A 25,069-nucleotide genomic window follows, 5' to 3' on the forward strand; every position below is an offset into this window, starting at 1 on the left:
GCGCCGAGTCCCTCCCGATCCCCGGGGGACGGGACCGCGCCGGACCGAGGGAGGTGCGCTCGATGCCGGTCTCACCCGCTGTGGGCCCTCCAGCTGCGCGCGTGCTGCCCGGGAAGGGCCACCACCCGACGCCGGCCCGCCGCGGCATGGCCACGGTCCTGCTCCCGCACGCGGCCTCGAGCGTCGGCGTCGTGCGCAGCCAGCTCAGCTCCGACCTGCTCCGCTGCGGCCTCCCGCTCGCGGCCGTGGACGACGTCGTGCTCGTCGCCTCCGAGATCGTGAGCAACGCGCTGAAGCACGCGCGCCCGCTGCCGAGCGGCCGCGTCCGCGTCCACTGGCAGGTCGAGGAGGACGCGCTCGAGGTCGAGGTGACCGACGGCGGCTCGGGCACGCGGCCCCGGCGCGCGGAGGGCACCGCTCCGGGTGCCGGTCGCGGGCTGCGCGTGGTCGACCGGCTCGCGCGGCTGTGGGGGGTGCGCGACGCCCCCGGCGAGACGACGGTGTGGGCCGTGGTGGACCTCGACGCCCGGCGGATCACGCTCGAGAGCCGGGCTCTTCGTCACGATGCGTGACGTCGGCCTACTCCTTGCTCTGACAACGAGCACCGTGACGATCTTGTGATGCACGTCACACGTACCCGACGCAACTTCTCGCGCTGACTCGTGTCCGCGCTTTCCTCGTGCGCTGTAGTGTTCACCTCGGCCCGGGCGCTGCTGCATCCCCCGTCTGCAGCGCCCGGGTCCCCAAACGCCCTGTGGCTGAGCGATAGTCTCGCCCTGTGAGCCCCTCCTTCGCTGCCGTCGTCCCGGCCCTCGACGAGGCCGCCACGGTTGCGCAAACAGTCCAGGCCGCCGCCGCCCTCCCCGGTGTGGATCTCGTCGTCGTGGTGGACGACGGGTCGACGGACGCCACCGCCGCCGCTGCCCGGGATGCCGGGGCCATCACGTTCCGTCACCCGCGCCGCCGCGGCAAGGCCGCCGCGCTCGAGTCGGGGGCGGCCCTCGTCGCGGCCCTCGACGCCCGCGACGGGACCGCCCACGCCCTGCTCCTCCTCGACGCCGACCTCGGCGACTCCGCGGCCGGCGCCGCGCCGCTGCTCGAGCCGGTCCGTACGGGCCGGGCCGACTGCGCCGTCGGCCTCCTCCCCCGCCAGCTGCTCGCCGACGGCTCCCCCGCGGGAGGTCACGGGCTGGTCGTCCGCCTCGCGCGCGACGGCATCGAGCGGGCGACGGGCTGGGTGCCGGAGCAGCCGCTGTCCGGGCAGCGCGCGCTGACCCGCGCGGCCTTCGACGCGGCGCTGCCGCTCGCGCCCGGCTTCGGGGTCGAGGCGGGCATGACCATCGACCTGCTGCGCGCCGGGCTGCGCGTCGTCGAGGTCGGCATCGACGTGCGGCACCGCGCGACCGGGAGCGACTGGCGCTCCCAGCTGCACCGCGGCCGGCAGTGGCGCGACGTCGCCCGCGCGCTCGCCGCCCGCGGAGCGCTGCCGCCGCCGCACCGGCGGTGAGGCGGCCCGCGCTCGGGTCCGCCCTCTGCGCCAGCTCGGGCCTGCTCGTCGCGGCCACCGCGGCGCTCGGGACCTCCGCCGCGACGCCCCCGCTCGGCCCGCGCGGACTGCTGCCGCCCTGGTCGCTCGCGGTCGGGCCGTCCTCGGGACTCGTGACCGTGCTGCTCGCGCTGGCCCTGCTGCTCGGCGCCGGCGGTCTCGGGCTCCTCGTGGCTGCGCTGGCCGAGGGGTGGCGCCCGGCGACGCGCCAGGTGCTCGCCGGCGGCCTCGGCGTCGTCGCGCTGCTCGTCCTCGTCCCGCCGCTGGGCTCCGCCGACCACCTGTCCTATGCGGCTTACGGCCGGATCGCGGCGTCGGGCGGTGACCCGTACCAGGTGGCGCCGGACGCGTGGCGCGGCGGGACCGATCCCGTCGCCTCCGCCGTGCGCCCGCCGTGGCGCTCCACCGTCTCGGTGTACGGGCCGGTCGCGACCGCCGACCACGCCCTCGCCGCGGCCCTCGGCGACGACGTCGTCCGCCACATCGTGCTCGTCCTGGCCCTCAGCACCGCGCTGGCGGTCGCCGCGGTCGGGCTGCTGGTCGCGCGCGGCGGCCCGGGTGGCGTCGTGCTGTGGCTGGCGAACCCGCTCGTCTGGTGGACCCTCGTCGCCGGCGCGCACGTCGACGCGCTCGCCGTGCTCCCCGCGGTCGGGGCGGTGCTGCTGCTCGGTCGCCCGCAGCGCTGGGCGCCGCTCGCCGCCGGCGCTCTGGCGGGCGTGGCCGGCTGCGTGAAGCTGCCGTACGCCGTGGTCCTCCTCGCCCTGCTCTGGGCGCTGCGGCCCCGCCCGCGCGACGCGGTGGCGGCGGCGGTCGGGTGCGTGGTCGTCGCCGCCACGGCGTACGCGCTGGTGCCGGACGCGACGGCGCGCACCGGTGACGCCTCGACCCTGGTCTCGCTCGCCTCACCCTGGGGCCCGGTCGCGCACGCGCTCGACGGCCCGCTCGGCTTCGGCACCTCGCGGTGGGTGGCGCGCGTCGGTGCGGTGGTCCTCGCGCTCGCGCTGCTGCCCGTGCTGCGCCGCCTGCTCCCCCAGGATGTGCATGATCACGAGGGGAGTAGTCCGGTGGCGGAGGCGGCGTGGGCGTGGCTGGTGCTGGGGACGGCGTACGTGCTGGCGGCGCCGTACGTCCTGCCGTGGTACGACGCGATCGCCTGGGCGCCGCTCGCCGTCCTCGCCTCCCGCGTGCCGGTCGCGCGGCTGCGCTGGACGGCCGCGCTGCTGCTCGTGCACGCGACGGTGCTGGCGCTGGCCTACGTCCCGGGCCGGGTCGAGGGGCTCTCGCCGCGCGTCGAGGACCTCACGCTGGGGCTGCGCCGGGACGTGGCGCCGTGGGTGGCGTGGGCGCTGGTGCTGGTCCTGCTGCTGCGTCCAGCTGCAGCGCGCTGGCGCTCGCGGCGACCAGCAGCGGGATGACCATGGTGAGCGCGACGGCGGGGATCGCGACGCCGGAGTCGTTGACCGCGAAGGCGACGACCTGCAGCACGAGCAGGGCGAGCAGCACCGCGCGGAGCAGCGGCTCGCGGTCGTAGGCCCGCTCGAGCGCCGGCGCGTGCCAGCGGGCCGGGCGGCGCAGCACGAGCACGACGAAGAGCAGCGCCGCGGGCAGCAGCAGCGTCAGCGGGGTGCTCAGCAGCAGCGAGAGGTTGGCGCCGGCCTTGCGCCGCAGCGTCCGTCCGCCCTCGCCGTGGACGAGCTCGACCGCGAACCGCCCGAGGTGCGTCCGCGAGTCCGCCGGCCGTGACGCGTCGAGGGCCGCGAGCGCGGCGAGCGCGACGACCGCCGCCCCGCACGCCGCGACGAGCCGCACCCACGACAGCCGCAGCCCGGCGACGAGCAGGACGAGCACGGCGAAGCCGGGGATGACGGCGAGCACGCCGCCGACGTCGGCGCCGAGCGGCGGGGCGCCGTCGAGGACGAGCACGACGAGCCCGACGAGGGCGACGGTGAGCGCCCGGGCCCGCGGTGTCCGCAGCGCGGCGGCGAGTCCGGTGGCGGCGAGCAGCCCGCCGGTCGCGAACAGCGAGAAGGCCTGGTTGCCGAAGCCGTAGAACCGCCCGGCGACGGTGGGGAAGTAGCCCATGAGCGTCCCCTCCTGCAGGTGGCCGCCGGTCAGCACGTCGACGCCGAGCACGAGCGCGGTCACCGCGCCGACCGCGGCGAGCGGGCCGAGCGGGCGCCGCCGCCACGGGCCGGCCTCGGCGAGCAGGGCGACGAGCGCGGCCAGGACGACCACGAGCCCGAGCACGGCGAGCGCGGGGACGCTCGACCGCTCCCACGGCAGCAGGTCCGCGAGGAAGGTCGCCGCCGGTACGCCGCCGAAGAGCAGTCCTCCCACTCGCGCCGCGCGCAGTGCGGTGCTCCGCGTGCGCTCCCCGCCCCAGGCGCGGCCGAGGGCGACGGCGACCGCGACGTAGAGCAGGAACTGCAGCACGAGCAGCACCGTCCAGAAGCCGGCCTGCGCGCGGCGGGCGCTCTGCTCGTCGTCGTCGGCCTGCACGAGGTGGGCGACGGCGGCCGCGGCAGCGGGGCGCGCGGCCCCCGGCCGCTGCGGGGTCCCGACGAGCTCCTCGGGCTCGGCTGCGCCCGCGTGGCGCAGCACCGTGACGGTCGCATCGGTGAGCTGGGAGAGCGTCGGCCTGCGGGTGGAGCGGCTGGTGAGCCAGTGCCCGGCGGACCCCGGCGCCCGCAGGGCGGCGACGCCGAGGTGCGGGGTGGTCGTCGTGGGGTCGCCGGACACGCTGACGAGCAGCACGTCAGTGTCGCCGGCCGCGCCCAGCGCAGCGCCGGCCGCGCGGTCGAGGTCGGCGGGCGTCGTCCCCGCCGCGGCGAGGTCGACGAGCGTGACCGGGCAGCGCCGTACGTCGTCGGCCGTGAGCTGCGAGGGGTCCGCGCGGTAGTCCGGCACCGCGCCGTCAGCGAGGGCGAGCGCGAGCGCCGCCCCCGGCCCGACCGCCAGGGCGCAACCCCGGCGGGCGAGCGCGTCGCCGAGCAGGCCGGGCGTCGCGCCGTAGTCGGAGTGGCGCGAGAACGACGTCAACGACGCCCAGTCCTCCACGCGGCCGCCCGACACCGCGACGGTCGTGGTCGGGCAGCGCTCCTTCGACCCGGGCCGCCCCTCGTGCGCGACGGCCTGGGCGCGTACGCCCGTGCCGAGGCTCAGCCAGCCGTCGGGAGCGCAGGTCACCGGCCGCGCCGTACGCGTCACGAGCGACCCGATCGCGGACTCCCCGACGAGCGACCACAGGTGCGGGGTCGCCGTCGGGCTGAGCTCGGACCAGCGCAGACCGGGGGCGCCGAGCACGACGAGCGGGCGGGATGCGGGCGCAGCGGCGGCAGACGGGGCCACGAGCAAGAGCCCGAGCAGCGTCGCGACCAGCACGCTGACTCGTCTCCCGACCACGGCCGGAAGGCTACGGCGTCGGGCGGGTCGGGCACCCCTGCGTACCCTTGCGCCATGCCGGACCCGAGCCCCAGCGCGCTCCGGACGGCGCCCTGGTGGTGGTGGTCGCTCGGCCTCGCGGTGCTCGCGCTCGGTGTCGGGCCGGCGCTCGTGCTCGCCCTCGACGTCAACGCCTGGCAGCGCGAGGTCGACCTCGAGGTCTACCGCGCGGCGGGGCAGTCGCTGCTCCACGGCCGCGACCTCTACACGCACCTGACCGACGTGCCGAACCTCCTGCCGTTCACCTACCCGCCGTTCGCCGCGGTGCTCGCGGTGCCGCTGGCGATGGTGCCGTTCGGCGTCGCCCAGGGGCTCTGGGCGGCGGCGCAGGTCGCCATGGTCGGCGTCATCGTGGCGCTGAGCGCCCGCCCGCTGCTCGACCGGTGCGGTGAGACCGCTCCCGTCGCCTGGGCCGCGCTGGTGACGGCCGCGGTGTGGACGCTGCCGGTGAGCGACGGGCTGTTCTTCGGGCAGGTGGGGGTGCTGCTCTGCCTGCTCTGCCTGCTGGACGTACGCCGGGTGGTCTCCGACGCGCCCGGCCGCCCGCACCCCGGCGCGCTCTCGGCCGTCGCGGCGGCGGTGAAGCTGACGCCGGCGCTGTTCGCCGTGCAGTACCTCCTCGCGCGGAAGTGGCGCGCCGGCCTGACCTCGGCGGCGGTCGCCGCGGGCATCACGCTCGGCGCGGCGGTGCTCTTCCCGCGGGCGTCGATGACGTACTGGGGCACGACGGTCTTCGACTCCAAGCGCATCGGCGACCCCGCGATCACCTACAACGGCTCGCTCGCCGGCATGGCCGACCGGCTCGGTCCGCACGGTCCCGAGGGCTCGTACCTCTGGGGGCTCATCGGCGCGCTGGTCACGGCGTACGGGCTGTGGGTCGGCGCCCGGCTGCTCCGCTCGGGCGAGTCCGTGCTCGCGGTCGCGGTCGTCGGCATGCTCACCGTGCTGCTCAGCCCGATCGCCTGGCTGCACCACATGACGTGGTTCGTCCCCGGCATGCTCGGGCTCGTCGGCGACGCCCGCTCGAAGGTCCGGGTGGCGCTCGCGGGTCTGCTCTGGCTGGTCCTCGACATGCCGCTCGAGCTGCCGTGGCGCGGCTCGCGCTGGCTCGCGAACGGCGAGGTCCCCCGGCTGGTCGCCCGCCTCGCCCAGTCGTCGTTCCCGATCTGCGCGGTGCTGCTCATGGTGGCCGCGCACCTGCTCGTGCTGGTCCCGCAGGGCAGGCGCGCCGAGCCCGCCTCGCCGGCTGTCGTCCCCGAGCCGGTTCCGGTCGCCTGAGGCGGTCTGCCGCCGGGCACGGCCAGTACGATGCGGCGCGTGCCGACGCCCGATGCCTCCACCGCCGGCCAGCTGGCCGTCGCGGCCCTCGCCGTCGCGGTCGTCGCCCTGCTCGTGGCGCTCGTCGCGCTCGTCCGGCTGCGCGCTGCGCGCCGTACCCTCGCCGCGCTCGGCGCCGATGACCGCACGGACCTGCTCGGAGTCCTCGGCCGCCTGCAGGCCGACATCGGCCAGGTGCGCACCGAGACCGAGGCCGCGATGGTCGAGGCCAAGCTCGGGCGGGCCGAGGTCGCCGACTCCCTGCGCCACGTCTCGGTCGTGCGCTACGACGCGTTCGGCGACATGGGCGGGCGGCTGTCGTTCAGCGCCGCGCTGCTCGACGACGGTGGCGACGGGCTCGTGCTGACCTCCATCAACGGGCGCACGGAGACGCGGACCTACGCCAAGGGCGTCAAGGCCGGCCGCAGCGAGCACACGCTCTCGCCGGAGGAGGAGCAGGCCGTGCAGTACGCCTCGCGCGGCCGCCAGTGACGACGTACGCGTACTTCGGCCCCGCCGGCACCTTCACCGAGGCCGCCACCCGCTCGCTCCCGCTCGGCGCGGACGACGAGCTGGTGCCGCTCGCGACGGTGCCGCACGCGCTGGCCGCGGTGCGCGAGGGGCGCGCCGACCGCGCCGTCGTCCCGATCGAGAACTCCGTCGAGGGCGGCGTCCCCGCCACCCTCGACGACCTCGCCTCGGGCACGCCGCTCGTCATCCTGCGCGAGGTGCTCGTCAACGTGCGCTTCGCGCTGCTCGTGCGGCCGGGCACCACGCTCGCCGACGTCCGCCGCATCGGGACGCACCCGCACGGCGAGGCGCAGTGCCGGCGCTGGCTCGCCGAGCACGTCCCGCAGGCGGCGTACGTCGCGACCTCCTCCACTGCCGCGGCCGCGGCGGCGCTCGCTGCGGGCACCGCGACGTACGACGCCGCGATCTCCGCGCCCATCGCGGCGCAGACCTACGGCTTGGAGACGCTGGCCGAGGGGGTGGGCGACAACCCGGACGGCGTGACCCGTTTCGTCCTGGTCTCGCGCCCGGTGCCCCCGCCGCTGCCGACGGGCGCGGACCGCACGACGCTCGTGCTCTCCATGCGCCACGACCACCCGGGCGCGCTGCTGCAGATCCTCGACGAGCTCGCGGTGCGCGGGGTCAACCTCAGCCGCATCGAGTCGCGGCCCACGGGCGAGCGGCTCGGCGACTACCTGTTCAGCGTGGACTGCGACGGCCACGTCGACGACGCCAACGTCGGCGAGGCGCTGATGGGGCTGCGCCGGGTGTGCGCGGACGTGCGCTACCTGGGGTCGTACCCGAAGGCGGGGCAGGTCCCGGCCGACCGCGAGCGCGCGGTCGCCGACGCGCGGTTCCGCGACAGCGCCGCGTGGCTCGCGCGCATCCGGGAGTCCGGGACCGCCTAGCCGCCCGTCGTCGGGCAGGCCGCGGCCGAGGCGCCGGTCGTCATCGCGAGCGCGGCGCAGGCCGCCTTCTGCACCGTGGCCGGGTCGGGGCTCGTGGAGCCGCCCGAGGAGCCGTGGTGGCCGAGCGCGAGCAGGTTCGCCACCAGCACGACCAGCCCGAACGACATCGACAGGGCGAGCGCGCCGCGCGACGTGCGCTGCGAGTGCATCGTCGAGGCGAGCCTGATGACGCGGAGCACCTTGGCGGCGAGCGGCACGACGAGCAGCGCGGCGGCCGACCAGCCGCTCGAGCCGGTGAGGCGCAGCAGGACCAGCGCCAGGACCGCGCCCGCGACCGCGCAGCCCGCGACGACCGGGGCGTCGCTGGGGCGCGCCGGCGCCGGCACGGTGATCGGCGGCAGCGGCGCCGGAGCCGCTGCGGCCGCGAAGTAGTCGTCCGCCACGTCCTCTCGTCGGGCGCGGAGCGCGACGACTGGTGGGCGCAGCGTCAGCTGTCACCCGTCTGGAGCAGCCGGTCGAGCAGGGCGAGCGTCTCGGCGACGTCCGTGTGGTGCACACCGGTCATCCCGACCGCGTCCGCGGCGGCGACGTTCTCCGCCCGGTCGTCCACGAAGACGACGGCCGCGGGCTCGGCGCCGAGGGCGCGCGCGGCGGCGAGGTACGCCTCCGGCCGCGGCTTCGCGATCCCGAGGTCGGCGCTGAAGGTCAGCGAGGTGAACGCCTTGGCCCACGGCTGGCGCTCGAGGGCACGGGCGAGCGGGAAGGGGGCGTTGCTGAGCAGGCCGACGGGGACGCCGCGCTCGTGCAGGCCGGGCAGCACGCCCGTCATCCGCTCCTCGAGGTGCAGCCAGCCCGCGGTGTCGAGCTCGACGAAGCGCCCGACCTCGGCGGCCGTCGGCTCGCGGCCGAGCACGGAGGCGAGGTAGACGTCGTCGGCCATGCCCTCGTCGTAGGCGAGCCGCACGTCCCAGTAGCCGCGCCAGAAGTCGGCCGGAGCGACGTCGGGGGCGACGGACTCAAGGGCGCGTACGGCGTCGGGAGGCTGGGGCAGGCTCAGCACGCAGCCGTAGTCGAGCAGCAGGGCGCGGGTCACGCTGCGCATGCTGCCACGGGCCGCCCGGGCGCTACCGGGCGCGGGCGACGACCACGACCGCGCGTCCGGCGCACCCGGCGCCGGCCAGCAGCCCGAGGGTGCAGACGACGAGCAGCGGGCCGGAGGTCCAGGAGACGCCGACGCTCGCCGGCAGGGCCAGGGCGGCGGCGGCCGCGAGCAGGGCGAACGCCCGGAGGCGGTCGTGCTGGCGGAGCAGGTCGGGCACGGGTCCTCCTCGGTCGACGGTCCGGGGCGGGCCGTCGGCTGCCCCTTCGGCAGCTGCGCCGCCTGACTGGAGCCTGACCGGCCGGCGTGCTTTCGGGTGCGCTTCGCCGCAGTGGGGAACGATGCTCCACCGTGCCTCCTCTCGACCGCCGCCGCTTCCTCGGCCTCGCCGTCAGTACGGGCCTGCTCGCCGGGTGCAAGGGCGGCACGACCTCCTCGTCCGCCGCTGCCGCTCCGTCGTCTGCTCCAGCGACTTCGGCTGTGCCTCCGGCCGCCTCACCGTCGGTCGTTGCCACCCCCGCGGCCTCTCGGGCTTCCGTGCGGGTGACGTCGGCACGCGAGATCGGGTCGGGGCCGCGTACGGTCCCGCGGGTCGCGCTCACCTTCCACGGCGCGGGCGACCTCGCCATCGCGCGCCAGGTGCTCGGGGAGCTGCGCCGCGCGCACGTCCAGGCGACCGTGCTCGTCGTGGGCAGCTGGCTCGGCGAGTACCCGGCCGCCGGGCGCCTCGTCCTCGACGACGGGCACGAGATCGGCAACCACACCGAGCACCACAAGGCGATGCGCGGGCTGGGCGCGGCCACCGCGTACGCCGAGGTCAAGGGGTGCGCGGACCGCCTGCGCAAGCTGACCGGCAGCGAGGGCGCGTGGTTCCGCCCGTCGGGCACGCAGCACACGACGCCGACGATCCGGCGGGCGGCGGCGAGGGCGGGCTACGCGGAGTGCCTGTCCTACGACCTCGACTCGCGGGACTGGACGGACCCGGGAACGCGGGCCATCGTGCGTACGGTGGTCTCCGGCGCCCGGCCGGGCTCCATCGTCAGCCTCCACCTGGGTCACCGGGGGACCATCGCCGCGGTGCCCGCGATCCTCGAGGGCCTGCACGCGAAGGGCCTCGCCCCCGTGTCCGTCTCGACCCTGCTCGCCTGAGAGGACGTCCGTGCTCCGACTCCCCGCTCGCTCCACCGCCCTGGCCGGGGTGGGGCTGGCCCTGCTCGCCGGCTGCACCTCGGGGTCGACGCCCTCGTCGTCCGGGGCGGCGGCGTCGAGCGGCTCGGGCAGCGCGATGAGCGGTGCGGCCAGTGCGAGTGCCGCTGCGCCCTCCCCGTCACGCGCGGCGGTGAAGACGGCGTCGGCGACGGGCCTGCTGCCCGGGATGCCGCCCCCGCTCTCGCCGGGCGACGTGTGGGCGGCCGACCGCCCGGGCGCGCTGGTGCCGGCGACCAAGGGGATCAAGCCGCTCGTCTACGTGCCCAACAGCAAGAGCGACACGGTCACGGTCATCGACCCGGCGACCGGCAAGGTGCTGCGCACCGTCAAGGTCGGGCACGAGCCGCAGCACGTGGTGCCGTCGTGGGACCTGAAGACGCTGTGGGTCAACAACGACCTCGGCAACTCGCTGACGCCGATCGACGCGCGCACGGGGAAGTTCGGCAAGCGGGTCGCGGTGGCCGACCCGTACAACCTGTACTTCACGCCCGACGGGAAGTACGCCGTGGTCATGGCGTCGATGCTGCACCGGCTCGACTTCCGCGACCCGCACACGATGAAGCTCGAGAAGTCCGTGCACGTGCCGTGCGCCGGCGTGAACCACGCGGACTTCTCGGCTGATGGCAGGTACTTCCTCGTCAGCTGCGAGTTCTCCGGACAGATGCTCAAGGTCGACACCGCGAAGCTCAAGCTCGTCAGCGTGCTGCGCCTGCCGCACCGCGCCGGCAAGATGGCGCCGAAGCCGCAGGACGTGAAGGCCGCGCCCAACGGCAAGACGTTCTACGTCGCCGACATGATGAGCGACGGCATGTGGGTCATCGACGGGCCGAGCTTCAAGGTCACTGGCTTCATCCCCACCGGCCGCGGTGCGCACGGGCTCTACGTCACGCGCGACTCGAAGGACCTGCTCGTCACCAACCGCGACGAGGGCTCGATCTCCGAGTACGCGTTCGCCGGGATGAAGCTGCTGCACAAGTGGAAGCTTCCCGGTGGCGGCAGCCCGGACATGGGCGGGCTGTCCGTCGACGGCACGCAGTTCTGGGTCAGCGGCCGCTACAACGGCGTGGTGTACGCCGTCGACATCCGCACGGGCAAGCTGCTGCACAAGATCAAGGTCGGGGCGGGGCCGCACGGGCTGTGCTTCTGGCCGCAGCCGGGGCGGTACTCGCTGGGGCACACGGGAGTCATGCGCTAGACGCGGCGCCCGGTCAGCCCGAGCAGCCGGTCGAGCACCTGTGCGTCGTCCGGGACCGGCACGGCAGGCCCGAACAGCCCCGGGATGCCCTGCGGTGCGTGGGCGACGAGCAGCTGCACCCACGCGTGGGCGAACTCCACGAGCCGCTCGTTCGCGGCGTACGGCTGTCCCCCGGCGGTCGCGAGGTCCCAGCTGTGCACGAGGACTTCGTCGGCAGCAGCAGCCGCGGCGTCGCGCGCCTGCATTTCGACCCCGCCGACCCGCGTCATCCCGTCCCACGCCCGCTCGTCGCGCTACGCGTCGGCGAGGGCGGACAGCCGCTCGGGTACGCGGTCCCGCCACCCGTCCGCGAGCGTCAGCTGCTCGAGCGGGGTGCCCGACCCCGTCGGCCGCTTGCCGGCGGCCGCGGCGAAGGCGGTGGCGAAGTCCTCCAGGTGCGCCACCAGGGCGGCGACCTGGATCCCGACGCAGGGCGTCGTTGCCTCGAGCTGCTCGTCAGGCACGTCGCGGACGAGTCCGGCGAGCGCCCGGGTCGCGGGCTCGAGGTCGATCTCCACCGTCGTCGGCTGGGCGTCCACATGTGCCTCCGGGTCGTGGGAGTCGTCGTGTGGAGGACGGGTCTCGGCGGGCCGACTCATCGGCACCGCACGCGTCAACCGGTCAGAGGCGGGCCGCCATCCGCTGCGCGGCGTGCTCGCGGAAGGCGATCGTCGCGCGCTTGTCCACCGGGCCGGCGAGGCCGAGGGCGGCGACCTCGTCACCGCGCCGGACGAGGATGATCCCGCGGCCGCCCTTGACGCCGTACGCCGGACCGAGCACCAGCGCGTCGTCCCGCACGCCGGGCACGGACTCCCCGGCGATGAAGCGGTACCTCGAGCAGGAGGTCCGGACCAGCGCGCGCACGCGCGCCATGTAGCGCGCGCCCTGGCCGGGCTGGAGCCGGCTGATGTTCTCCCAGCTCGCCTCCACCTTCCGGGGGTCCTGGCCCGCCGTGACGTACGACGCGGTGCGCCCGGCGACGACGGCGAAGTCGACCGGCTGGCACTTCGCCGTCCCGCCCTGCGCGCCGTCGTCCACGCCGCCGGAGAAGAACGTGCCGCTTCCCAGGCGGCGCCAGCCGCGGCCGAGGTCGTGGGCCGTGAGGACGGCGCTGGTCGCGGGCGCGCGGCGGGAGGCGTCCACGGGGAAGTCGACGGCGCCGGGGGGAGGCGTGATGCCGGCGAGGCGGTCCACCGACGCCGTCTCGAACGCGTCGAGTGCGGCGCCTGCCGCTCGTACCTCGGCGGTGGACCCGGCCGTCTCGACGCGGAAGACGCCGACCATGCTGCCGCTGCGGACGACGATCTCGCGGGCGAGGTTCTCGGTGAGGCCCACCGGCAGGCCCGACGGCAACGTCGTGGCCTGGAACACCGTGCGCTCGGTCGCGCCGTCGGGCGAGGTCGTGTCCGTGGTGCTGCCGTGGAGGAAGCTCGTGGAGCAGGGCAGCTGGCCGAGCAGGAACTGGTAGCCGGTCTCGGCGGACACCGCGTCACCGAAGCGGTAGAGGGACTGGTCGAGCGACCAGACCGGCGCTGTGCCGAGCCGCTCGCCGATGGTCAGGCTGTACGCCTGCAGCCCGGCCGCCGCGGCCTCGTCGAGCTGCGGCCCCGCAAAGGGTGGTCCCGACGTGATGTGCCAGTTGCCGGCGAAGTCCGCCGGCGACAGGCTGTGCGAGCGGGCGACGTCGGGGAGCTCAACCTGGACCGGGTCGTACCTGCACGGGCTCGGCGGCAGCCCCGACGCCGCGGCGCTGCTGGCTGCGGGGACGCCCGCGGCGGCGACGCAGATCACGAGAGCGGTGGCGCAGCGACGCACGAGACCTCCAGCAGTCCGGCCGACGGCTGGATCCTCGCAGGTCAGGGCGGGCTGGTCGAGGTTCTCGCGGGATGTCTCCGTCAGCCGCCCAGACGACCCAGCATCCCGCCGATGCCGCCGGCGGCACCGCCGCCGCCACCCGAGCTCCCGCCGTGCTTGGGGTTCTCTGCCGGCTGCACGATGACGAAGCCCTGGCCGCTGAAGCCGAGCTGGAACGCCTCGCCGGACGTCCGCCCGATCAGCGCGCCCGGCTTGAACCCCCCGGAGCGGATGCCGGTCTGCAGGCCGGCTGACCAGGCGACGACTGCGTCGGTGTCGACGAAGGTGGGGGCATCGACCTGGAGCACGACGGGCGTGCCCTTGGTGGTGATGGCGACCTTGCCGGCGCCGGTGAAGACGGTGTTGAAGAGGCCGCCGCCCAGCATGCCTGCGTTGCCGATCATCTTGATGTCCCAGGAGAGCGACGGCTCGAAGGCGAGCACGTTGGCCCCGTTGACCGAGAGCCCGTCGCTGCCGTCGAGCTCGAGGACGTGCACGTCGGCCGCCGCATCGCCGAAGAACACGTCACCGCTGCCGGTGCAGCTCATGACGTCGAGGCCCTCGCCGGTCACGGCCTTCTTGATGACCTTTCCGATGCCGCCGGCGCTCTGGTAGTCGAAGCGCACGTCGCCCTGGAACGCGACCATCGAGCCCTGCCGCGCCATCACGGTCCCGCCCTGGAGCGTGACCTTGAGCATCTTGGAGTTCTGCAGCGCGAAGCCCTCGGGGGCGGACCGCTCGAGGTACTCCTGGCTGAACAGCTGGCTGCGCATGGGCTCGCTTCCATGTTGGTGTCGGGACCCCGGATCCTGGCAGGTTGGCCCGCGCGCGACCAGGAGCGGCATGCCCGGCCTGCCCGAAGGGGAGGAGGCCGGCATGACCGAACCTGCACACGACCACGAGCTCGAAGTCCTGGAGAGCGACGAGACCGTGCCGCCGCGCCCGGAGGAGGCCGCGGCGGACGCCGCCGACAGCAAGGTGACGCCGCCGGAGAAGGGCGACGTCGAGTAAGCCTGCTGTGAAGCGGCACCGAATGCGGGCGGCGATTCATCTCCCGCGGAAGCGGCTCACCCCGGCCGGTTCCGTTCCCCGACGTGCACCTTCAGCGCAACGCGCGTCGAAGGCTCAGACTCAAGGAAAGGTCCCAGCGGGGTATGTAGCCCGCAACTCCTGAGCCAAATTCGCCAGATCAGGATAAATGTCGCCGCGCCGAAAGCCGCAGGCTGCGATCTCTCGCGCCATCCGGGCGACGCTGTCTTGAGGTATTTCAATTCGCTGCAAGAACTGGCTGCTTTTCGAATGCGACTCCAGAGGGCCGCGGCTAGAGTGGATGGTGAAGCACCCTTGCTGCACGAACATCCGCATGTCGACTTCCGTCGCCATCGCAGCCATGTAGCCGCCTGGCTCAGGTAAGCGGTCCGTGAACGCTGGACGAAGCATGTCTCGGCACTTGTCGGCCTCAAGCGCGGGGGTGTGAGTACCTCGCCCTTCAACCGAGTTCAGTCCATGCGGTCGGAGTGCCCAGATGACTGCCGGTCCACTCGCGTCTAACTGAGGGCTTTCGACGTGCTCTTCTAGAGCGAAGTACGCCGCAATCAGAGGAGATCGCGACCAATCGAGCAGTCTCGTTGGGAGACCATAATGCTGCATCAGGCTAAGCCAATACGCATAGTGCCGGTATTCAGGCACTGATGCTCGCCGAGTATTCGCGCGCGAGCGGAAGCGGTTAGTCAGATTCCGTTCGTCTTCCGGAGTGTAGTCCCGGTGCCCGGAGGGTGTAACCGTCCACTCCGGGGAGCGGTGCCCTCGGTACCAAACAATGTGGGTCGGGTCTGGGATGGCGCGACTGACGAGCTCTGCCAACTCACCCACGCTGTGCACGACCGGCGCCTCTTCGCCCGAGAACAGCTCTACCACGTGCCTCGCCCTCCTTCTGGTAAGAGCCGCGCTCGCTCGTGGGCGCCAGCACCAGTCAGCGACGGTGCGGGTCGTCGTCCGTTCGAACTGGGCCACGCTTGCGGTAGGAACGCTGCCACTGTTGCGGACAGTGTGGTCGGTACTGAGAGGCCCACAGGATCACGGCGACCCCACACTCGTCCAGGGCACTCATGAGCAAGCAGCGTCTAGGTCGTACAGCCTCTCTAAGAATTTTTTTAGACGAGGCTCGAAGGAGGTAGTGGGCGAGCCAGATAGGCTCAGACCCGTGATCGACCTGCGGCTGCTGCGTGAGGACCCCGACCGCGTACGCGCGAGCCAGCGTGCCCGCGGCGAGGACGAGGGGCTCGTCGACACCCTGCTCGCCGCTGACGCCACGCGTCGCGAGGCGCTGCAGCGCTTCGAGACGCTCCGCGCGCGGCAGAAGGCGCTCGGGTCGCAGGTCGCGAAGGCGAAGGGCGACGAGAAGGCGGCCCTGCTCGCCGAGACCAAGCAGCTGTCTCAGGACGTACGCGCCGCCGAGGCCGAGTCGAACGCCGCCGGCGAGGCCGCGGACCGCGCGCTGCTCGCGCTGTCGAACATCGTGGACCCCGCGTCGCCGGTCGGTGGCGAGGAGGACTTCACGGTCCTCGAGGAGATCGGCGAGATCCCGACGTTCGACTTCGAGCCGCGCGACCACGTCGAGCTCGGCCGCATGCTCGGCGCGATCGACCTCGACCGCGGCGCCAAGGTGTCGGGCTCGCGGTTCTACTTCTTCACCGGCGTCGGCGCGCTCCTGGCCAGCGCGCTGGTGCGCTACGCGCAGGACTACGCAGTGCGCGAGGGCCTGACCCCCGTTCTGCCGCCGGTGCTCGTCCGCCCGGAGGCGATGGAGGGGACGGGCTTCCTCGGCCAGGCCGCGGAGAACGTCTACCACCTGGGCGACGAGGGGTTGTACCTCGTCGGCACCTCGGAGGTGCCGCTCGCGGCCTTCCACATGGACGAGATCCTCGACGCCGGCGAGCTGCCGCTGCGCTATGCGGCGTACTCGCCGTGCTTCCGGCGCGAGGCCGGCGCGCACGGCAAGGACACCCGCGGCATCATCCGCGTCCACCAGTTCGACAAGGTGGAGATGTTCGTCTTCTGCAAGCCGGAGGACGCGGACGCCGAGCACCAGAAGCTGCTGGCGCACGAGAAGGCGGTCCTGCAGGCGATCGGGCTGCCGTTCCGCGTGATCGACGTGGCGACGGGGGACCTCGGGGCGAGCGCGACGCGGAAGTTCGACTGCGAGGCGTGGGTGCCGACGCAGGGGAAGTACCGCGAGGTGACGTCGACGTCGAACTGCACGGAGTTCCAGGCGCGACGGCTGCGGACGCGGTTCCGCGACGAGGGTGCGACGCGTCCGGTCGCGACGCTCAATGGCACGCTCATCGCCGTGCCGCGCGTGCTCGTCGCGATCCTCGAGAACTTCCAGCAGGCCGACGGCTCGGTCGGCGTGCCCGAGGTGCTGCGCCCGTACGTCGGCCGCGACGTCCTCACCCCGATCCCGGGCCGCTGAGTTGCCGGTCCCGGAAGGGTGGCGCCCGCGCCTCGTGGCGCTGGACCTCGACGGGACGGTCGTCGCGCCGGACGACACGGTGCCGGCCGAGGTCTGTGCTGCCGTCGGTGCTGTTGTCGCGGCCGGCGTCCCGGTCGTGCTGTCGACCGGGCGCTCGGTGCACCACACGCGCCCAGTCGCCGAGGTGCTCGGCCTCAGGTCCGGGTGGTTGGTGTGCAGCAACGGCTCGGTGATCGCGACCATCGACCCGCCGGTGGTCACGGACACGATGACGTTCGACGCCGGCCCGGCGGTGCGCCTGCTGCAGAAGCACCTGCCTGATGCGCTCGTGGCGGTCGAGGAGCTCGGCGTCGGCTACCGGGTGACCGCGCCGTTCCCCGAGGGCGAGCTCGCGGGGGAGCAGGTCGTCATGGACGTCGACGCCTTGGTCCGTGAGCCGGTGACGCGCGTGATCCTGCGCAGCCCGGGCGAGGAGCCGGACCACTTCCTCGACGTGGTCGGGAAGCTCGGGCTGCAGGACGTGTCGTACGCGGTGGGCTACACCGCCTGGCTCGACATCGCGCCGAAGGGCGTGTCGAAGGCGTTCGCGCTGTCCTCGGTGGCACGGCGGCTGGGTGTGCCTGCTTCTGCTGCCCTGGCGGTCGGGGACGGGCGGAACGACGTGGAGATGCTGCAGTGGGCCGGTGTCGGCGCGGCCATGGGCCACGCCCCTGCGGAGCTCCAGGACGTCGCTGACGTCGTGACGGGTTCCTTTGACGAGCTGGGTCTGGTGTCGCTGCTGCGCCGGTGGTTCCCGTGATCCGACTGATCGCGTCGGATCTCGACGGGACGCTGCTGAACTCTGCTGGTGAGGTGTCTGCTCGTACGGCGGCTGCGGTGCAGGCTGCGGAGGCGGCGGGCCTGATCGTCGTGTTCGTGACGGGGCGGCCGCCGCGGTGGCTGGGGTCGGTCGCTGCGGCGACGGGTCACACCGGGCTCGCGATTTGCAGCAACGGCGCGCTGGTCTACGACCTGCACCGCGAGGAGGTCGTGGAGGCGTACGCGATCCCGGTAGAGGTGGCGCGGTCGGCGGTGTCTGCTGTGCGCTCGGCTTTGCCTTCGGTGACCTTTGGGGTGGAGACGGCACACGGTCACCGGCAGGAGGAGCCGGGGGTCGAGCTAATCAAGGAGCCGGTGGCGAAGCTGCTGGTGCGGTCGGCGTCGTTGGACTCGGATGCACTGCTGGCTGCGGTACGCGACGTGCTCGGCGACACGGTCGAGGCGACGCACTCGTGGAACGGGCCGGGCGGACTGGTCGAGATCTCGGCGGCTGGCGTCACGAAGGCGACGTCGTTGGCGAGGTTCTGCGGGGAGCGGGGCATCACGGCGGACGAGGTCGTCGCCATCGGTGACATGCCGAACGACCTGCCGATGCTGGCGTGGGCTGGCACGGCGTACGCGGTGGCGAACGCTCATCCGGAGGTGCTGGCGGCGGTCGGGCAGTCCACTGCGAGCAATGATGAGGATGGGGTGGCGCAAGTCCTTGTGGGGGTTCTTGTGTGACAGCATTCCCCTGTGACAGACGGTCGGACGCCGGCGCAACTCCAGGAGGTGTCCCAGCGCGGCGGTCCAGCCCGCGGCTCAGCCACACCTCCTCGAGATTGACCCGCAACGGGACTGTAGAAGCGGTCGCGAAGGCAAAAGGCCGCATGTTGTTGGCTCATTGAGGGGGGCACTGACGCTAGACGAGGTGCGGAGCGCCCTGGTCTTGCAATTTGCAGAGTTCCGACTTCCCAAGGTTAAATATGACGACTCGTAACCACAGGAACCGCAGTCAACAGATGTGGGGCTGGCTGCCGTTCGTCGCCGGAGCTTATACGCAGACTGCACGCTCCTTCAATCAACTGATGAGCTGCCCAGCGACCGTCGACGATAGGCGCGAACAGTAGCGCCGACCCCAAAAAACTCATCAGGCCTTCAGGGCCCGAGAGCAGGTCGTGCCCAATGAAGTGGTAAGAGCGCCCTGAATTCAGCAGCCATCCCCTCTGCTTCAGGACTGTCAAGTGATCGAGCACCAGCTCCTCGTTCTCAGGCGAAACCTTAACTCGGTAGTCCAGCATGGGGATGTGCCACTCACGGGCGTCGTAGCCGACTAGCCGCGAACTTAGCGTTAGAATTTGCCCGGGCGTCAGATGGCCTACTTCTTCGGCCAACAGGGCCTCGACTTGCGCCGGATTTTTCAACGGAATTGGCCTGCTGCTCGACACCTCAGCCATGGCGTGGTGGTATCTGGCCTGAGTGAGGACGTCCACTCGAACTTCGGGTGGTTGCCCGGAGAGCCGACTAAACAACGCATCCCAGAAGGGGCGATTAGTTTCGCTCTTGTCAGCCTTCGCAGCGGCCACTAGGTTCGCTGTCCCGGTAGTCCGCGCTCGCTTCTGCATTCTTCCAGCAACCGTGAACCTGTGCACTTGCGCCGTTGCCATGTCGAATGTTGTGAGTATCCGAGGGAGCTCTTCAAGGATGGTAATCGTGGCGGTCACGCGAGGCTCCCAGCGGTCGTCGTCAACAACCAAGCGTAACCTTCCGCCCGGGAATCCCTCAGATCCAACCTGCGACGCCAAAAGACGCGCGAATGCTCGTTGAAGTCCGGATTAACCCGGCGCCCTAATGTGAGGATTCCAATCACACTTATCCCAGCGGCACCTAGAGTTGCCGCTGCGGTTTGAGCTCTTGCGCCACTTACATAGGCGTCCTCGAGTAGCAAAACCCGGCCTAGAGGCAGTGTAGGTTCGACCATGAACAGGCCAAGGTCGTACCTCCGGTGTTGTCCGGGAACGCCTGTGGACCGAAGGCCGTGGCACACCGTCATCCCCGCACTCGCCATCACGTCCCCGACGCCTAGGCCAGAGCGCCGGCGAGTGGAAGGAATCGGAACTGCAACGTCCCAGTCCGAGCCGAAGTAGTTCGCGACGGCGGGCTCGTACTGGCTCATGAAGCTGGAGAGCATTGCTGCAAGTGCTTCCGACTCATGCGCAGCGTTCATGCGCTTGTATTCTGTAAGGGCGTCCCTGACTTTTGAGGGCTTCGCGAAAAGGGTGATGGGCAGCACAGGTGTGAGCGAAGACAGCGTTCCCGCCGCGTTGGTGCAAGTTGGACAAGCTGAACCGGACTCATCCGTCCAACTGTGACATGTCGGGCAGCTGTCGCTGCTGGGGAACGGGAGCACCGGAGCCCAGGCCTGCCAGACCTCGTTCCAACACGGTTGCGTCTTCATGTCAGGAAGAGTATGTGGCCCATCTGACAAGGCGCTGAACGGCCAGCGCGACAGCGTCGGTGTCAGGCTGCGCTAGTGCTTGCCAGTGCCGCTCCGCTTCAGCAACGCTGTCTCGTGGGACGGGTATCCTGCTAGCGCTCAGGCCGGCCCTCCATTCAATCAGCGCCGTGCCGGCAGTGATGGCAACGGGGATGACGGGCAGACCCTGTTCTCTTGCGGCGTCGACCTCGAGTCGCGTCCGACTTCCACCACCAAACAACAAGAATGCGCGAACGTCCTGGAGAGCTGATGCGCGTAGATCCTCGACGCTATCCTGAGTGTGAATCCGCGTGCCCATCAACGCATGAGACTCCTTCTTTCGCGCGCCATCAGGGAAGAAGAAGCGAATCTTCTCAGGGGCGTCCGACACGCCTCGTTGACGCAAGGTGCGAGCAAAAGCGTGCGAAATCTTGCCAGCGTATGTCCCGGCCAGGGAAGCTAAGGATATATCCAATTCCGCCAGGCGAGATCCAATCGACCGCGCCAACGCGTCCAACGGAATGCGGCCGTCCTCCTGAACGCTCCCAGAAACGAACAAACTCGGAGGGCGAAGTCGCAGTGACAGCTCTCCCAGCAGGCCGTCGAGTTCCGCGTACTCGGGTATCTCCACTACCTCCACTCCAGAAGACTCGAGATCCTGGACGCGAAGTTCATGCGCCCGCAAGTCGAGCCCTCCACTCGGGCGCCGCATGACCGTGAAGTGTTGCTCGGCCGCTTGCAGGCTTCGTGCAAGCCGGAGCATCACATTGATATTAGGGTCGTCGAAACTGAAACCAAGGAACAACATCTTCTGGGTTAAATAAGTGGACTTCAAGAGATTCCAGATGAGCGGTCGCCGCTGCTCGTATTGTTCGTAGTCACGTCGGGTCAGCACGGGGTCAACGAACTCTGCGGTGCGGCCGACCCCTTGAATCCCGCCGTGCATCTTGATCAAACGCTTACCCGGTGTCGCTCTGCACGCGACAAGATCCGAATCCGTGGCTATAACAACCGGACTGCTGCCCGTCGCCTGCATGGCCCGCTCAAGTAGATCGTCGTAGTTCTGAGTCCACAGGTGCGTCATGGGCATTCTCGCCAGAAGCTCGTGCCCCTTGCTCGGTGCTTGACTACCCGACTTCGCGGTAATTAGCGCACCGACCCGGGCCTGCAGGCGGTCGCGGCCCAGGGCTACGTCTTGCGAGTAGTACTCAGCTACTAGGGGCAGGTCTCGAACGGAGGCCGGGACCTTCGCCTCCCGCCGCGGGCCCTTCATCAGGTCATTCCAGTCGGGCAAGCCAGCACGGCGTGAGAGCCCAGCACCGACTAGTACCGTTGCATTGCCCGCGTCAGCCGCACCACCGAAGCGGCTGACAAATGTTTCGCGGTCGACCGGCATCGGCTCCCCCACTTCACGACCTTGACGTGGGCACCCTAGTCGCTTCCATCGCTCGGCGCAGTCGGAGCGGCGGACTAGTCGGTCGCCCCCACGAATGCCGCGCGCTGCCGCATCTAAGCGGTTGAGCCCGCCGGTTGTCGATCGGCCAACGACGCAGGTTCGAGGCTTGCGCTTCCGCATGCGCAGCCTGTAACCCTTTTTGACCGCCCCGACCGGCGGTGGCCCCCGCAGGCGGCCTTCTAGTCCGGAATGGTGCAGTCTACGCCCCGGCGTCGTTCGACCCCGCGGGTCCTAACGCACACTGCCGCCAGTTTCAAGAGGGTCATCGTGCCTCCAGTACTGGAGGGCCGGCGAACGGCAATGGTGGCAGAGCAGCAGAGCCCCGGGCGCCGTACCGACGCCCGGGGCTCCTGCTACCGCGTACGGACTAGCTGACGGGGATCCCCTCGATCGCGGGCACCCGAACCGCACCAGCCGTGCCTGGGTTCAGCTCCGCCGCCTGGTCGACACCAGCCGGCGTGAGCACGTCGATAATCTTCGGCAGCTGGTCCAGCGGCACCGAGCAGATCGGGCTCGAAGCCGTCGCCGCGCTGCACCGCTCGAGCTGGTAGCCCTGCGGCGTGTCCGAGAACCCGCGCGCCTGGTCGGACGAGAACCCGTCCTGCCCGTGCAGCGTGACGGCGAACTTCCAGCCGGCCGTCGGCGTACCGCCCAGTGCCGCCTTCGGCACGACCACCGTGATGGTCTTGGCGATCTGGCTCGGGATCACCGAGACAGCGCCCTGGTTGTTGCCGGCAGCGTCGACGAACACCGGGGACGTGAAGCCCTGGATCTCCAAGCGCCGGCTCCAGGCGGAGTCGGGCGCGATGGTGAAGTTGCGCGACGGGTAGCCGGGCGACGTCGAGGTGACGCCGGCACCGGGCTCGGCGACGTAGATGTCGAGCAGCTGCGCGCCGATCGGCGAGCCGAAGGTCGGCGTCAGGTCACCCACGGTCGTGCGCAGGACGATGTTCGCCCCCGTGTCGATGACCTCGAAGCGGCGCAGGTCGAAGGCGCCCGCGTGGAAGTCCGACGCGGTCGGGTACCCGTAGGTCCCCGGGCCGTTGTCGTCGCCCGCCGGGTCGGTCACGTCGAGCACGGTCGTGCCGGCGATGAAGCTGGAGACGACGCTGGCGCGCGCCGTACCCGTCGCGTTCCCGAGCGAAGCCGCGGCCGCGATGTCCGTCGTGCCGGTCGGCGTGGGCACCGAAGCGCTGAACGCGCCGTTGCCGTCAGCCGTGACGACGACGTCCGTCGTGCCGGTCGTGCCGCCCTCGAGGAGCGCCTGCACGGTGACGGTCGCGCCCGGCGTGGTCGTGCCGGTCACGGTGGTCGTGGCCGCGTTGACCTCGCTGCTGTCCGCCGGGGACGTGATCGTCACCGGGAGGGACGCGATCGGGCCACCGGCGTACCGCGCCTTCACGATCGACGGCTGCTCGACGACCGTGCCGGTCGCGATGCTGCGCGCGAGGCGCACCTCCTCGGCCTGCGCCCAGGTCAGCGGCGAGGCGCTGCCCGCGGCGTGGCCGTTCTGGAAGCCGATCGAGGCGACGGCCGGGTCGGTGCCGTACGGCGAGGCCGGCAGGTCGGGGTCCTCCCACACCTGCTCGGGCACGAGCCCGACGCCCGACGCGGAGTTGATCATGAAGAGCAGGCGGTCGGTCGCCGTCTGCGGCTGCCCGAGCGCGAGCTCCTGCTCACCGTGCTCTCCGGAGAGCACCGGCCACAGGTGGCCCGAGCCCTTGTCGGTCGTCGGCCACGGCTGCCCGTTGACCGCGCAGTCCGTCGGGTCCGGCACGTAGCAGTCGCCGTAGCCGTCCTCCGAGCCCGGGTCGTTGGTGCCGTAGCGGTAGTAGCCCTGGCCCGTCGACGTCGTGCGCCCGATCGCCGAGTCCAGCAGCGGCAGCGTCGCGAGGACGTCGGGGTCGTTCGCCGGCAGGACGCCGAGGCGGGTCAGCTCGAGGAAGCCGCCGTCCAGCACGTTGCGCTGGTCGGTCGTGATGCTGCCGTTGCCGAGGCTGTAGGTGATCGCCGCGTTCGGGTCGCCGGTCTTCGACAGGCGGATGAAGTAGCGGCCGCTGCCGAGCGAGCCGGTCGTCGTGACCGTCCAGCCCTTGATCTGCCGCTGGTACGAGTCGGCCGTCGCCGCGTAGACGCGGGCCGAGGCGCTGTCACCGTTCTGGTCGGCGATGGCGGCCGCCGCGACGAGGCCGGCGATCTCCGCCGCGATCGTCGACGGCGAGTAGCCCGCCTGCTCCTCCCAGCGCTCGTTGCCGTACGACGGGCCGTGCGCCACGACGAAGTCGGCCGCCGGCTTGATGTGGTCCTTGTAGAGGGCCGCGTCACCGCCGAGCCCGGCCTGCCACGCCGCGAGGACGGGGAAGGCGTTCTCGTCGAGCTGCACGCCCTGGCTGTCGTAGTTCAGCGCGCCGTTGAGCAGCGAGTTGCGGGGGAAGCTGCCGTCGGGCTGCTGCTGCACGTCAAACAGCCAGCGCACGATCTCCTGCTGCGTCGTCTTGTCGCCGTCAGCGAGGAAGCCGGTGAACGCCTCGTACAGGTCACGGGAGAAGATCTCGCGGTACGACCCGAACCACGGCGCGAGGTGCGTCGTCGGGTCCGCGGTGCCGGCGCTCACGTCCTGGCCCCACGGGCTGGCGAGCGACGCGACGACCGCGCCCTTGTAGGTCTTGTCCTCGCTGGCCTTCAGCACGTTCGCCGACAGCCAGTACTGCGCGGCGGCGTTGGCCGCGACCGCGTCGGTCTGCCTGGGCAGGTGCGCCGGCGGCTGGTTGAGCCGGCTGTCGTACTTCTTCCAGTCCTTGAGGTAGTCCCCGCGGACCTGGTCGAAGGGCAGGTGCGCACTCTGGTACGCGGTGTGCGCCGCGCGCCCCTCCCGCCGCGAGTCGTAGCCCAGCGCCAGCGTGAAGGCGCCGCTGCTCACGTCGACCTGACCCGTCTGCACGACGTTGCCGTGCAGTGCCGGGGACCGGTCGTTGGTCAGCGCGTGCTGCGCGTCGAGCTGCGTGAGCCCGTCGCTCGCACTGCCGACGAAGCCGCTGTTGACCGCGAGGAACGGCTTGTCGGCGGCGATCGCGCCGAACACCGCCCCGGCGTACGTCCGGTTGACTGCCTGCGTCGCCGTCGAGGTGTCGCCCGTGACGAGCGCGCCGGTCGAGGTGTCGTACGTCGCGTCGTCGGCGCCCGCGTTGTCGGTGCCGCCGCCCCCGTTGCCGTTCGCCGTGCCGTCGTAGCGCACGAAGACCTTGAGGTCCTTGCGGTTCGTGACGATCCGCGTGTGCATGATCACGCTGTCGTTGCGGGGGTCGGTGATGTACTCCGTGACGAGCGAGTAGCCGTGCGCCGCCGACGTGCTGGTGACCTCGCAGGACATGCCCGTGAGGTCCGTCGTGCGGACCGTGTAGGTCGTGTCGCGGGTCTGCAGGTCGGTGAAGCTCGACCCGTCGGTGACGACGTACTGCAGCGTCTCGACGTTGGTGTTGTCGATCGTCGGCCAGTAGACGTCCGAGAGGACGCCGCCGGCGACCGTGAACCACACCTTCGAGCGGTCGGTCGCTGACGTGCCCAGGCAGTCCTTGCGGGCCAGGTCGTAGTGGGACAGGGTCCCGGGTCCGCCGGTCACGCTGGGTGCCGGGGGCTTGGTGGACGCGGATGCAGCACTGGGAGCAGCAAGAGCTCCCGAGGCCAGCGCACCCGCAACTGTGAGGATGGTCGGCGTCAGCCGACGACTCGTGCGCATGGGCACAACGAAG

At 71.8% G+C, this 25,069-nt stretch carries 23 protein-coding genes and 1 pseudogene; 12 read left to right on the plus strand and 12 right to left on the minus strand.

Translation table 11 applies throughout. The annotated features are described in order from the left end of the window. Positions 1-101: 101 nt before the first annotated feature. The 3 genes from EV189_RS02675 to EV189_RS02685 all read left to right on the plus strand — a co-directional run bounded on the left by EV189_RS02675 (position 102) and on the right by EV189_RS02685 (position 2,961). On the plus strand, positions 102-572 hold the full coding sequence (locus EV189_RS02675) for an ATP-binding protein (protein ID WP_231115999.1): 471 nt from the start codon (positions 102-104) through the stop codon (positions 570-572). Positions 573-778: 206 nt separating this feature from the next. Next, the gene (locus EV189_RS02680; protein WP_130491383.1) at positions 779-1,507 is read left to right on the plus strand and encodes a glycosyltransferase; all 729 of its coding nucleotides are present in this window, start codon (positions 779-781) and stop codon (positions 1,505-1,507) included. Beyond that, on the plus strand, positions 1,504-2,961 hold the full coding sequence (locus EV189_RS02685; protein ID WP_130491384.1) for a hypothetical protein: 1,458 nt from the start codon (positions 1,504-1,506) through the stop codon (positions 2,959-2,961). The genes EV189_RS02680 and EV189_RS02685 overlap by 4 nt, the downstream gene beginning before the upstream one ends. On the opposite strand, the gene EV189_RS02690 is transcribed toward EV189_RS02685, so the two are convergent. Beyond that, entirely contained in the window at positions 2,846-4,948 is a 2,103-nt protein-coding gene (locus EV189_RS02690) for a hypothetical protein (RefSeq protein ID WP_130491385.1), read from the minus strand. The genes EV189_RS02685 and EV189_RS02690 overlap by 116 nt on opposite strands. Before the next feature lie 54 nt (positions 4,949-5,002). Here EV189_RS02690 and EV189_RS02695 point away from each other — a divergent pair, with 54 nt between their 5' ends. Genes EV189_RS02695 through pheA form a run of 3 tightly spaced genes read left to right on the plus strand, consistent with a single transcriptional unit; the run spans position 5,003 to position 7,722 of the window. Continuing rightward, the gene (locus tag EV189_RS02695) at positions 5,003-6,265 is read left to right on the plus strand and encodes a glycosyltransferase 87 family protein (protein WP_130491386.1); all 1,263 of its coding nucleotides are present in this window, start codon (positions 5,003-5,005) and stop codon (positions 6,263-6,265) included. Between the two features lie 30 nt (positions 6,266-6,295). Continuing rightward, on the plus strand, positions 6,296-6,796 hold the full coding sequence (locus EV189_RS02700; RefSeq protein WP_130491387.1) for a DUF4446 family protein: 501 nt from the start codon (positions 6,296-6,298) through the stop codon (positions 6,794-6,796). Next, positions 6,793-7,722, plus strand: coding sequence for a prephenate dehydratase (gene pheA, locus EV189_RS02705; RefSeq protein ID WP_130491388.1), 930 nt, complete (start codon positions 6,793-6,795; stop codon positions 7,720-7,722). Before EV189_RS02700 ends, pheA begins: the two co-directional genes overlap by 4 nt. Here the strand turns inward: pheA and EV189_RS02710 are convergent. Genes EV189_RS02710 through EV189_RS02720 form a run of 3 tightly spaced genes read right to left on the minus strand, consistent with a single transcriptional unit; the run spans position 7,719 to position 9,041 of the window. Continuing rightward, a complete protein-coding gene (locus EV189_RS02710; RefSeq protein WP_130491389.1) occupies positions 7,719-8,165 on the minus strand; it encodes a hypothetical protein in 447 nt (148 codons plus the stop codon). The genes pheA and EV189_RS02710 overlap by 4 nt on opposite strands. Positions 8,166-8,209: 44 nt before the next feature. Next, on the minus strand, positions 8,210-8,815 hold the full coding sequence (locus EV189_RS02715; RefSeq protein ID WP_165400094.1) for an HAD-IA family hydrolase: 606 nt from the start codon (positions 8,813-8,815) through the stop codon (positions 8,210-8,212). 31 nt (positions 8,816-8,846) lie between these two features. Then, positions 8,847-9,041, minus strand: coding sequence for a hypothetical protein (locus EV189_RS02720; protein WP_130491391.1), 195 nt, complete (start codon positions 9,039-9,041; stop codon positions 8,847-8,849). Positions 9,042-9,364: 323 nt separating this feature from the next. Here EV189_RS02720 and EV189_RS02725 point away from each other — a divergent pair, with 323 nt between their 5' ends. Both EV189_RS02725 and EV189_RS02730 read left to right on the plus strand, forming a co-directional pair. Beyond that, on the plus strand, positions 9,365-9,970 hold the full coding sequence (locus EV189_RS02725; protein ID WP_231116001.1) for a polysaccharide deacetylase family protein: 606 nt from the start codon (positions 9,365-9,367) through the stop codon (positions 9,968-9,970). A 10-nt stretch (positions 9,971-9,980) separates the two neighbouring features. Further along, positions 9,981-11,225 (plus strand): YncE family protein, encoded by a 1,245-nt coding sequence (locus EV189_RS02730; protein ID WP_231116002.1) that lies wholly within the window; start codon positions 9,981-9,983, stop codon positions 11,223-11,225. On the opposite strand, the pseudogene EV189_RS02735 reads toward EV189_RS02730, so the two are convergent. The 4 genes and pseudogenes from EV189_RS02735 to EV189_RS02750 all read right to left on the minus strand — a co-directional run. Next, positions 11,222-11,503: pseudogene (locus EV189_RS02735) on the minus strand (TIGR03086 family metal-binding protein); the annotation flags it as partial. The gene EV189_RS02730 and the pseudogene EV189_RS02735 overlap by 4 nt on opposite strands. Positions 11,504-11,518: 15 nt before the next feature. Further along, entirely contained in the window at positions 11,519-11,803 is a 285-nt protein-coding gene (locus tag EV189_RS02740) for a maleylpyruvate isomerase N-terminal domain-containing protein (RefSeq protein WP_165400095.1), read from the minus strand. A gap of 82 nt (positions 11,804-11,885) precedes the next feature. Beyond that, complete coding sequence (locus tag EV189_RS02745) at positions 11,886-13,079, minus strand: hypothetical protein (RefSeq protein WP_130491395.1); 1,194 nt, start codon at positions 13,077-13,079, stop codon at positions 11,886-11,888. An 80-nt stretch (positions 13,080-13,159) separates the two neighbouring features. Further along, entirely contained in the window at positions 13,160-13,891 is a 732-nt protein-coding gene (locus EV189_RS02750) for an AIM24 family protein (RefSeq protein WP_130491396.1), read from the minus strand. A 103-nt stretch (positions 13,892-13,994) separates the two neighbouring features. Here EV189_RS02750 and EV189_RS20910 point away from each other — a divergent pair, with 103 nt between their 5' ends. Continuing rightward, on the plus strand, positions 13,995-14,129 hold the full coding sequence (locus tag EV189_RS20910) for a hypothetical protein (protein WP_269204161.1): 135 nt from the start codon (positions 13,995-13,997) through the stop codon (positions 14,127-14,129). A 120-nt stretch (positions 14,130-14,249) separates the two neighbouring features. Here the strand turns inward: EV189_RS20910 and EV189_RS21080 are convergent, their stop codons facing one another. Next, the gene (locus EV189_RS21080; RefSeq protein ID WP_130491397.1) at positions 14,250-15,131 is read right to left on the minus strand and encodes an FRG domain-containing protein; all 882 of its coding nucleotides are present in this window, start codon (positions 15,129-15,131) and stop codon (positions 14,250-14,252) included. A 190-nt stretch (positions 15,132-15,321) separates the two neighbouring features. Here EV189_RS21080 and serS point away from each other — a divergent pair, with 190 nt between their 5' ends. From serS to EV189_RS02770, 3 genes are read left to right on the plus strand one after another with little or no spacing between them, the layout of a single operon-like run. Next, positions 15,322-16,590 carry a serine--tRNA ligase gene (gene serS / locus EV189_RS02760; RefSeq protein WP_130491398.1) on the plus strand — a complete coding sequence of 423 codons (1,269 nt, stop codon included), beginning with the start codon at positions 15,322-15,324 and terminating at the stop codon, positions 16,588-16,590. Positions 16,591-16,624: 34 nt separating this feature from the next. Continuing rightward, positions 16,625-17,389: an HAD family hydrolase gene (locus EV189_RS02765; protein WP_231116004.1), complete on the plus strand. Its 765-nt coding sequence runs from the start codon at positions 16,625-16,627 to the stop codon at positions 17,387-17,389. Further along, positions 17,386-18,132, plus strand: a complete 747-nt coding sequence (locus EV189_RS02770) for an HAD family hydrolase (RefSeq protein ID WP_231116005.1) — start codon at positions 17,386-17,388, stop codon at positions 18,130-18,132. The genes EV189_RS02765 and EV189_RS02770 overlap by 4 nt, the downstream gene beginning before the upstream one ends. Before the next feature lie 236 nt (positions 18,133-18,368). Here the strand turns inward: EV189_RS02770 and EV189_RS02775 are convergent, their stop codons facing one another. The 3 genes from EV189_RS02775 to EV189_RS02785 form a co-directional block, all read right to left on the minus strand. Continuing rightward, a complete protein-coding gene (locus tag EV189_RS02775; RefSeq protein ID WP_130491400.1) occupies positions 18,369-19,112 on the minus strand; it encodes a primase 1D-like protein in 744 nt (247 codons plus the stop codon). A 735-nt stretch (positions 19,113-19,847) separates the two neighbouring features. Beyond that, positions 19,848-21,260: an SIR2 family protein gene (locus EV189_RS02780; RefSeq protein ID WP_165400097.1), complete on the minus strand. Its 1,413-nt coding sequence runs from the start codon at positions 21,258-21,260 to the stop codon at positions 19,848-19,850. Positions 21,261-21,687: 427 nt separating this feature from the next. Beyond that, a complete protein-coding gene (locus tag EV189_RS02785; RefSeq protein ID WP_231116006.1) occupies positions 21,688-24,939 on the minus strand; it encodes a glucodextranase DOMON-like domain-containing protein in 3,252 nt (1,083 codons plus the stop codon). Positions 24,940-25,069: the final 130 nt, after the last annotated feature.

This window comes from Motilibacter rhizosphaerae (assembly GCF_004216915.1).
Lineage (GTDB): Bacteria > Actinomycetota > Actinomycetes > Motilibacterales > Motilibacteraceae > Motilibacter > Motilibacter rhizosphaerae.

Coding starts and splice junctions, on each gene's coding strand:
- EV189_RS02750 (WP_130491396.1), bottom strand. CDS start 13,891: ATGCGCAGCCAGCTGTTCAGCCAGGAGTACCTCGAGCGGTCCGCCCCC.
- EV189_RS20910 (WP_269204161.1), top strand. CDS start 13,995: ATGACCGAACCTGCACACGACCACGAGCTCGAAGTCCTGGAGAGCGAC.
- EV189_RS02700 (WP_130491387.1), top strand. CDS start 6,296: ATGCGGCGCGTGCCGACGCCCGATGCCTCCACCGCCGGCCAGCTGGCC.
- EV189_RS02780 (WP_165400097.1), bottom strand. CDS start 21,260: ATGCCGGTCGACCGCGAAACATTTGTCAGCCGCTTCGGTGGTGCGGCT.
- EV189_RS02695 (WP_130491386.1), top strand. CDS start 5,003: ATGCCGGACCCGAGCCCCAGCGCGCTCCGGACGGCGCCCTGGTGGTGG.